Source organism: Hymenobacter elongatus, assembly GCF_004745955.1.
Classification (GTDB): Bacteria; Bacteroidota; Bacteroidia; order Cytophagales; family Hymenobacteraceae; genus Hymenobacter; species Hymenobacter elongatus.
Genome location: NZ_SRLD01000037.1, coordinates 47,929 through 56,322, shown reverse-complemented (window position 1 = coordinate 56,322; position 8,394 = coordinate 47,929). Strand labels below are relative to the sequence as shown.

General features: G+C 55.9%; 9 protein-coding genes. 4 read left to right on the top strand and 5 right to left on the bottom strand.

Features of this window, described 5'->3' with window-relative positions:
- A partial coding sequence (locus E5J99_RS16655; RefSeq protein WP_135498948.1) for an integrase core domain-containing protein occupies window positions 1–188 on the top strand: 188 nt, incomplete at its 5' end.
- Window positions 189–1,235: 1,047 nt separating this feature from the next.
- Window positions 1,236–1,739: a hypothetical protein gene (locus E5J99_RS16650; protein ID WP_135498947.1), complete on the top strand. Its 504-nt coding sequence runs from the start codon at window positions 1,236–1,238 to the stop codon at window positions 1,737–1,739.
- A 421-nt stretch (window positions 1,740–2,160) separates the two neighbouring features.
- On the opposite strand, the gene E5J99_RS16645 is transcribed toward E5J99_RS16650, so the two are convergent.
- From E5J99_RS16645 to E5J99_RS16625, 5 genes are all read right to left on the bottom strand, one after another.
- Window positions 2,161–2,418 carry a hypothetical protein gene (locus E5J99_RS16645; protein WP_135498946.1) on the bottom strand — a complete coding sequence of 86 codons (258 nt, stop codon included), beginning with the start codon at window positions 2,416–2,418 and terminating at the stop codon, window positions 2,161–2,163.
- A 125-nt stretch (window positions 2,419–2,543) separates the two neighbouring features.
- Complete coding sequence (gene uvsE, locus E5J99_RS16640) at window positions 2,544–3,458, bottom strand: UV DNA damage repair endonuclease UvsE (RefSeq protein WP_135498945.1); 915 nt, start codon at window positions 3,456–3,458, stop codon at window positions 2,544–2,546.
- 158 nt (window positions 3,459–3,616) lie between these two features.
- The gene (locus tag E5J99_RS16635) at window positions 3,617–4,285 is read right to left on the bottom strand and encodes a carboxypeptidase-like regulatory domain-containing protein (protein ID WP_167852186.1); all 669 of its coding nucleotides are present in this window, start codon (window positions 4,283–4,285) and stop codon (window positions 3,617–3,619) included.
- 426 nt (window positions 4,286–4,711) lie between these two features.
- Complete coding sequence (locus E5J99_RS16630; protein WP_135498943.1) at window positions 4,712–5,371, bottom strand: hypothetical protein; 660 nt, start codon at window positions 5,369–5,371, stop codon at window positions 4,712–4,714.
- A 153-nt stretch (window positions 5,372–5,524) separates the two neighbouring features.
- Window positions 5,525–6,784 (bottom strand): metallophosphoesterase, encoded by a 1,260-nt coding sequence (locus E5J99_RS16625; RefSeq protein ID WP_135498942.1) that lies wholly within the window; start codon window positions 6,782–6,784, stop codon window positions 5,525–5,527.
- Between the two features lie 115 nt (window positions 6,785–6,899).
- Between E5J99_RS16625 and radC the strand changes: the two genes are divergently transcribed.
- Both radC and E5J99_RS16615 read left to right on the top strand, forming a co-directional pair.
- Window positions 6,900–7,643, top strand: coding sequence for a RadC family protein (radC, locus tag E5J99_RS16620; protein ID WP_135498941.1), 744 nt, complete (start codon window positions 6,900–6,902; stop codon window positions 7,641–7,643).
- Window positions 7,644–7,742: 99 nt separating this feature from the next.
- Window positions 7,743–8,390, top strand: coding sequence for a DUF1684 domain-containing protein (locus E5J99_RS16615; RefSeq protein WP_135498940.1), 648 nt, complete (start codon window positions 7,743–7,745; stop codon window positions 8,388–8,390).
- Window positions 8,391–8,394 lie beyond the last annotated feature (4 nt).

Below are 8,394 nucleotides of genomic sequence, written 5' to 3'. Positions count from 1 at the left end.
CCACCCAAAATGCCTACGTGGAACGCTTCAACGGCTCGTTTCGTCGCGAGCTGCTCAACGGCTACCTCTTTGCTACCTTGCAGCAGGTGCGTGAGCACTGCCGCTTGTGGCAGTACGACTACAACCATCTACGGCCCCATCAGGCCCTCGACTTTATGACCCCAACTGAGTTCCGCCAAGCTGCCTGACCTCTACTTTTACCTGGCCTACCTGACGGGGAAGCTTACACAAGCAGAACATAAAAATCAAAACTATAAACACGCTCTGAGACTACGGGTGCTTCTGCTATAGCAGTTTCGCGAATTGTAAACACCCGCTGTAGAGACGCGTATTCGTGTCTCGCCGTTGAACGAAACCGGACAGGCGGCGCGGGCGATGAGACGCACATATGCGTCGCTACAGCAGCCGGGTTGCACCGCTCACGAAACCGCTATAACCATCAGGTCACATCATTCTATCGGTGCATACTCAAAGCTGGATAAAATAGCTGCCCACTCTCCCAGAGTCCGGCCCAAGCACAGCTCTACAAAACTCCAACACTCCTGGGGCGGGTGGATAGTAGCGTTTTTGGGCTGTTTTACCCTCTTTGGACCTCATGATTCGACTGCGCGGACGTCAGATGAAGCATGACGTACTCTGTATTTACTGTCTACAGATCCCACTACATCGAATTGTCATAGCTCCAATTTATAGCGGTTTTATGAACGGTGTACGTGCGGATAGTAGCGCGAACTTTGTAGTTCGCGTCCTAGGCTGTGTGGACAGTAAAAAAATAGATGTTTTGGTTTGTGTAGCACGTCATGCTTCGGCAAGCGGATGCCAGATCAAGCATGACGTTCTTTCTGTTTACTGTCCACACAGCCTGGAACGGTCCTTTGGCGCGGGGACGCGAACTACAAAGTTAGCGCTACTTCGTAGGCCAATACCCCGTTCGTGAAACCGCTATAGTATTCTTTTATACTGAACCGAAGCTGCTGTTGTATCTGTGCTGTTGGTTGTAATGTGTCTCGAACAGCGCTACTTCTATAAATTATTCGCTTTTGTTAGGGAGGTAAAAAAGCCGCCGTACAGGACAAAAAAGGCCGACTTTGTGGCTTGCGAGCAATATAGTGAATTGATAATTATGTGGTTACGATTTCTGTTTTTTCAACACTGGAGCCGGTTTGCCCGTAAGAGGGCCTGCTGTAGTACACCACTAGGGCACCATGTTCCTCTACACCCACAACCCTCAGACTATGAAAACTGCATTCGCTCTCGCCGCTCTTTTAGCCGCTGGTATTACTGCCGCTAACGCTCAAACTACTTCCGGCTCCACTACGGGCAGCACCTCCGGAACCTCCACCTCCGGCTCGATGACCAGTGGTTCCATGACCAGCGGAGCTTCCACCAGTGGCACCATGAATACCGGCACTACATCCGGCACGATGGGCACCGGCACTGGTACTGGCACAACCAGCGGCACCTACAACGGTACTACTTCCGGTACTGTTAACGGTACCACCGGCACCTACAACGGTACCACCAGCGGTACTATGGGAACCGGCACTGGCACCACATCGGGCACCATGAATACCGGCACCACTAGCGGTACGATGGGGACCGGCACTACCTCGGGCTCTACCATGGACCAAGGTTCGATGGGCGAGGATAAGATGAAGTCTAAGACCAACAAAAACGGGAAAATGAAAAACCGTGATGCCAACATGAAAACTAAGGCTAAAACCAAGCCCGGTATGTAATTCCTGTTTGTGTAAACTGCTACAATAAGGCCCCGGTATTTAAAAATACCGGGGCCTTTTGCATTGATAAATTTAGAATAGGTACGCAACGAGCCACGTGTTTAGAAATTGTGAAAAGCCATCAAGCGTCCTTCTGGTGCTCTTAAATAGTACCCATTAGGATACGTTATTTCTTAATGCACTATATGCTGGCTGAGACGCATAAAAAAGGCCTGTGAATACTGCAGCCGCAGGCCTTTTTGTTGTATTATAGCGGTTTCGCGAACCGGAAATACCCGTTGTAGAGACGCGTGTTCGCGTCTCGTTGCCTGCACCGCCTGCCCGGTTTCGTTCACCGACAAGACGCGAATACGCGTCTCTACAGCGGTTGGCTACGGTTCGCGAAACCGCTATAGGTCATCAATTTTTTCAAGTGCGGTATCTACTGCTGCAACCCCGAGCCTAGCCGCAAGAGCATGTCCCCAATAGCTCGAATGTCCGCTTGCTGCTCAGCCGCTGCCTGAAAGGCAAACTGCGTAGTCTGGGAGCCCAGCATGCTGAGCGCCTGGCCTATAGCCGCGCCATCGAGCTTCGGCGCGGTGAGTAACGACTGCAGATTGCCGATTTCACGGGCTATATCCTGTAGCTCCGGAATGCCGCTCAGCAGAAATTCCTGTTGCCAAGCCTCCGTGTTGCTCATGGCTGTGCTCAATGGGATATTTGTTAGACCTCCTTTCAGCGCTTGAATGGTGGTCGCAAGATGATTCTGGGGCAAGGTTTCGTTAGCCATGTACAACGTAGCGTAAGAGTTGAAAGAAAAATATATCAGGAAATAACCACCACTTCGGCAGCCACTAATTGAAGCTCGCGCAACACGCTAATAGCCCGGCGGGCGCTGGCTTCTTTGTCTTTTATTTCGAGCATTATATCTACGTCGAGTCCGCGCAGATGCGTCAGGAATTCACGAAATAAAGACTCTTCCAGTGTGGTGGTGTGTTTGCCTTTGCGCTCCCCCAATTGCTGCGAGCTGTAGTCCATCATCATCACACCGTCGCGCTCCGGATGCCAGGTTGCAGCCGCCAGGCGTAGCGCTTCCGCCATGGGCTCGCCGTGGTTGAGGCACTCGTGGTGGAAATTATCGAACAGAATAGGAATGCCGACGGCCTCGTGCACCCGCAAACAGTCGCGCAGGCTGAACAACCGGTCGTCATTCTCGATAACCAAGCGGCGGCGCACCATTTCCGGCAGCTCGCGGTAGGTAGCTATAAACCGCTCAATAGCCGATTCCCGGTCGCCGTACAGGCCGCCGACGTGAATCTGGAGCTTAGCTGTCGTATCCAGTCCCATCAGATCGAGCATGGAACCCTGGTATTCCAGCTCGGCGATGCTGCGCTGCACGATATCCGGATTCAGCGAATTGAGCACCACGAACTGGTCGGGGTGGAAAGAAATACGAATGCCCTGCGCTTGTACGTAGCTGCCGATGGCCCGGAACTCGGCGGCAAAGCGCGTTTGCCACGGGTACGTGTTGATGGGGTGGGAGCCAAAGGGCACGATGCCCGAGCTAATCCGGAAAAAGCGCAGGCCCTGTACCACGTTGTATGCAAGAATACGCTGTAGGCACAGCAGGTTGCCGGCCACGGCCAGCTCTAAGCGCTCGGCAGAGTACGAAGCCAGCCGAAAGGTGGCCGACGAGGTGCAGTCGAGGGATTCATTGACGCATGGATACCCAATCTTCATACGCTGGCTTTACGCGCCGGCAAATAGCGAAGTTGTGCGGCTGCTATGGAAGAGTGAGGGTAAGGGTTTGGAGAAGCACATGTGCTGTGCCGCTTCGGATGCGCGTATGCTATAGTGGGCATCACCCAGATAGTACAGCGCAACTTCTATTTTGCCGCTTATTCGTACCCGCGGTTATCCTTGAAGTTGCGGTTGTATTTCCGCCGGTCCTTTTCGGCTTGCACCGCTTTTTCCTGGGCTTTGATTTCCTCCATTTTGCGCCGCTCCTGACCAGCCCGGGAAAACTGGTCGTAAATCAGGCTAATCGGACTTGCCAGCGTGGGAACCGGGGCGCGGGGCGCAATAGTATCTACCGGAAACAGGGGCTTGGGGGGCGCGGCGCGGCGCACAGCGTTGGCGGGCGGCGTGGGGCGGCGCACGTTGCGCAAGGCTTTGTTGATAACGGCCCGGTCGGGTCGGCCTGCCTGAATCCGGACTTCCCCCAGCTGAATACTGTCGCGCACCAGGTAAATCTGGATGATAATCTGGGATAGGCCCGTCCGGTCAAGCGGCATGCGCTGGGGCTTGAAGCCCACGGCCCGAAACATGAGCGTGTCGGTATTGGCCACGTTGATGCTGAAGTCGCCTTCGTTGTCGGCCACGGTGCCCCGGCTGGTGCCCTGCACGAAAACGGCCGCTCCGGGTATTGGCTTGCGGTCTTTGGCCCCGGAAATGGTGCCCGTCACACGAACCTGCGCCGAAGCCGTGCCCGCTAGTAGCACGCTGGTCAGCAGCCAAAAGAGCCGCGCTGAAAGTATACGCTGTAGTATTCGAATGTTATCCTTCACAAAGCAGAAACAAGTACAGACTACCGGCAAGGTAGCCAACTACTGAGCCAAAAATACCAGCCGCCGTTGCAGGCCACCGCATACGCACAACGAAATAACCGTTCCGAAGATTCGAGATGGCCAAGCAGCGCCCGCTGCCGACAAAGCTACGGGGCCAGCTTCTATTCGGATGCTACCGGCCTTCGTCGCACACAAAAGCCCGGCCTTGTCCAGACTTGTCCTTACCCAAAACTCAAAAGCCCTTCCGGCCACATGGCCGAAAGGGCTTTTTTGCGAGGGTGACAAACCGATTCTCTGCTTTTCCGGCTGAATCAACTGCCAAGAAAATGCCTTTGGGTTGGCTCTGGGCAGCCCAAAAAAGATTTGGGCAAGGACAAGCCTTGTCCAGACCGGGCTTTAGGCTACTTAAACCACAGAGCGGGATACTTATTCTGTTTTGGTCTTGTTGCCTTCGGCGTCTTTGGTTTTCATCTTGCCGTTGTCTTTCACTTTCAGCTTGCTGCCATCTTCGGCTTTTGCTTTCAGCTTCGTCACCTGCGTCGTGCCGGACGCATCCGTGCCAGCCGCCATATCGGTGGAATTATCCATCGATGATGAGTTCATATCCGACGAAGCAGCGTTCATATCCGAGCCCGACGACATAGCCGAATTATCGTCCATGTAGTTTGATTCGTCGTACGTCGAGCGGCTCGACTCGTAAGCCTGATATTGGGTAGGCTCCGTGAAAATTGATTTGAATTCCGTGTCGGTTTGCATGTTGGCGTCGCGCATCGCGGCGGCCATGCCGGTGGTGTCGGCCGTGTACTGGTTGCGCAATTCGCCCATGCGGCGCGAGCGGTTATAGTAGGCCATGCGCACCCGCGACACGGTAGCCGTATCCTCGATTTTCATGTCGGAGGCCATCTTGGTGGCAATGGTAGCGGCGCGGCTGCGGTACTGGCCGTCCATGTCATTGGCGTTCATGGCGGTGCCATCGGCCGCGCCCATCGTGGTGGTCGTGGTGGTGGTATCGGTGGTTTTTTCTTGCGAGCAGGAAGCCATGGTGAGTGCAGCGGCGCACGACAATAGCAGGAATGACTTTTTCATGTTCAGGGTAGGTTGTGAGAGAAGAATCGGCAAACGAATTGCGGCATATACGCGCCGGTAAATATCTCGGTTACTTTGGGTTGCGCCAGAAAACAAAAAAAGCAACTAGCTGTAACGCTAGCCGCTTTTCGGGTCTGTAAATTATCGATTTTGTTAAGCGCGTCGCAACTCGAATACTGTAATTTCGGGTAAGAATCCCACCCGGCCCGGATAGCCGATAAAGCCCAAACCTGTATTCACGTACAAATACTGCTTGCCCTGATTATACAGGCCCGCCCACTGCTTGTACACATATTGCACCGGGCTCCATTTCAGAAAAGAGAGGTTGACGCCAAACTGCATGCCGTGGGTGTGGCCCGACAGCGTCAGGTCAATATCGGGGTAGCTAAGCACCTGCGCCTCCCAGTGCGACGGGTCGTGGGAGAGTAGAATCTTGAAGGCCGCGTCCTGGCTGCCGGCGTGGGCTTTAGCCAGGTTGCCGTACTTGGGAAACCGCATCTGGGCTCCCCAGTTCTGCACACCTAGCACGGCTATTTTCTCGCCGCCGCGCTCTATCGTGTGGCTTTCATCGAGCAGTAGTTTCCACCCGATTTTGGCGTGGTTTTGCTTGAGTCGGTCCAGGTTGGCTTGCTTGGCTGTCGTGCCGCCAATATCCGTCCAGTCGACGTAGTCGGCGTAATCGTGGTTGCCGAGCACGGAGTAAATCGGCAGCTTGGACTGAATCTGGGCCAGCGTGTCGATGTGGGGTTCTACTTCGGTGGCAATGTTGTTCACCAGGTCACCGGTCATGAAGACGAGGTCGGCTTCCTGCTTATTGATCAGGGCCACGGCGCGTTGCAGCGGCTCCGAGTCGGCGTTGAAGCTGCCGGTGTGCAAATCCGAAATCTGCAGCAGCTTGAAGCCGTCGAAGGAAGCGGGCAGGTTGGGAAAGCGCAGCACCACGCGCTTCACCTGGTAGTCGGTGGCTCCTTTAAACATGCCCCAGAGCAGAGCAACGAAGGGAATGCCGCCCGCCAGCAGGGCCGCGCGGCTCAGAAACTGGCTGCGTGAAATGCCGGGGCTGCCGTCGCCGAGCGGATCGGGGCGGGCCCCAAACCGGGAGGCTATGAAGCGCACTAAACGCCCGGCATCATCGACGAGTAGAAACAGTACCATCACCAGCTTCGACACGAATAGTATCATAATGGCGCTGGTGAGGTAGGTGCGCAGCAGCGTGGGGGGCGTACCGCGCGACACGGCCATCCAGACAATGCCGAGCAGGGAAAGAATGGTGAGCAGCCAATAGCCGCCCGAAATCAGGCGCTGGGTGGCGGCCGAGGCGCCCTGGCTCACGGTGCGCACCGCCTGAAACACGTACCAATCGACGCCTAACAAAAGCACGACGAACAGCGCGCTGGTGATGATTCTTTGCATAAGATGAGGAGAAACTTCCCCGCCAGGCTTCTATTTTGCCCGCCGGTGGCTACTTTACCAGACGGATGCCGCCCGGTTTTACTTTATACGCTACGCCCTACAACACCAATACCAGATGGAAACGTTTGACAATCTGTCCGAAGAAGCTAGTATTCCTGTGCGGTATCAAACCCCTACCAGTTTCAGTATCAAGAGTTGGGCCGAAGAAGACCGCCCCCGCGAAAAGCTGATGCAAAAAGGCCGTACCGCGCTGTCCGACGCCGAATTGATGGCAATTCTGTTGGGCTCGGGCACGGCCAAGCTCTCGGCCGTCGACGTGGCCAAGCTGATTCTGGCCGCCGTGGGAAATGATTTGAACGAGCTGGCGCGGCTGTCGGTGAAGGAGCTGATGCGCCATAAAGGCATTGGCGAGGCCAAGGCCATTACCATTGTGGCGGCCCTGGAGCTGGGCCGCCGCCGCCGGGAAACTGCCGCCGCCGCCCGCGTCACCATCACCTGCTCGGCCGATATCTACGAGCTGGTGCGCCCCAATCTGCAGGACCTGCCCCACGAGGAGTTCTGGGTGATTCTGCTGAACCGGGCCAACGTGGTGATGCGCAAAACCAGCGTGAGCAGCGGCGGCGTGGCCGGCACCGTTGCCGACCCCAAGATGATATTCAAGGAAGCTCTGGAGCAGCTGGCCAGCAGCATTATTCTGATTCATAACCACCCCAGCGGCAACCGCAACCCTTCGGCCGCCGATATTGCCCTCACCCGTAAGCTCAAAAGTGCCGGCCAGTTTCTGGACCTGCCCGTGCTCGACCACGTGATTTATACCGACCAGGGCTATTACAGCTTCGCCGACGAAGGAATTCTGTAACCCACGCCACTAGCCTGCTTCGCCTGGGAGCCGGTTGGCCGCGCCTACTCTGACCAAAAGGCTCCGCGAAGCTAAAGTTCGCGTTACTTTTGTGGCTGTATGCGCATCAACCCCAAAATTCTCATTGCCCTCGGCCTGCTCGTGGTCTTCGGCTATTTTCTGCAAGAGCTGGTGCTGGGCCACGACCAGTACGCTACCGGTGTGCTGAAGGCGCGCCGGGAAAAAAACGACTCCTTCCGCCGCGCCAAAGACTCGCCCCTGAGTGCCGAGCAGCGCGACCAGTTCGACAGCCTACGCTATTTCCTGCCCGACAAGGCCTTCCGCGCCGCGGCGCAGCTCGAGCGGTTTGCCACCCCCGATACCATTGCCATGGCCCTGACCGATGGCAAAGCCGACAAGTACCTGCGCTGGGGAAAAGCCACTTTCGAGCTGCAGCAGCAGCGCCAGCAGCTGGTTCTGTTTCTCAAAGTCAACGACGCCGACGAGGAGCCCGAGCTGTTCGTGCCCTTCACCGACAAAACCAACGGCTTCGACACCTACGGCGGGGGGCGCTACCTCGATGTGGCCCTGCCCAAAGACACGGACGAGGAGATACTACTCGACTTCAATGCCACCTACAATCCGTTCTGCGCCTACAACAACGAGTATGCCTGCCCGGTGCCGCCCACTGAAAACCGGCTGACCATTGCCATTCCGGTCGGGGAGAAAAGTTTCCCGGAAATCGACCACACGGGCCATAAGCACTAGCTTT

Coding starts and splice junctions, on each gene's coding strand:
- uvsE (WP_135498945.1), bottom strand. CDS start 3,458: ATGAAGATTGGGTATCCATGCGTCAATGAATCCCTCGACTGCACCTCG.
- E5J99_RS16645 (WP_135498946.1), bottom strand. CDS start 2,418: ATGAGCAACACGGAGGCTTGGCAACAGGAATTTCTGCTGAGCGGCATT.
- E5J99_RS16650 (WP_135498947.1), top strand. CDS start 1,236: ATGAAAACTGCATTCGCTCTCGCCGCTCTTTTAGCCGCTGGTATTACT.
- E5J99_RS16630 (WP_135498943.1), bottom strand. CDS start 5,371: ATGAAAAAGTCATTCCTGCTATTGTCGTGCGCCGCTGCACTCACCATG.
- E5J99_RS16625 (WP_135498942.1), bottom strand. CDS start 6,784: ATGCAAAGAATCATCACCAGCGCGCTGTTCGTCGTGCTTTTGTTAGGC.
- E5J99_RS16615 (WP_135498940.1), top strand. CDS start 7,743: ATGCGCATCAACCCCAAAATTCTCATTGCCCTCGGCCTGCTCGTGGTC.
- radC (WP_135498941.1), top strand. CDS start 6,900: ATGGAAACGTTTGACAATCTGTCCGAAGAAGCTAGTATTCCTGTGCGG.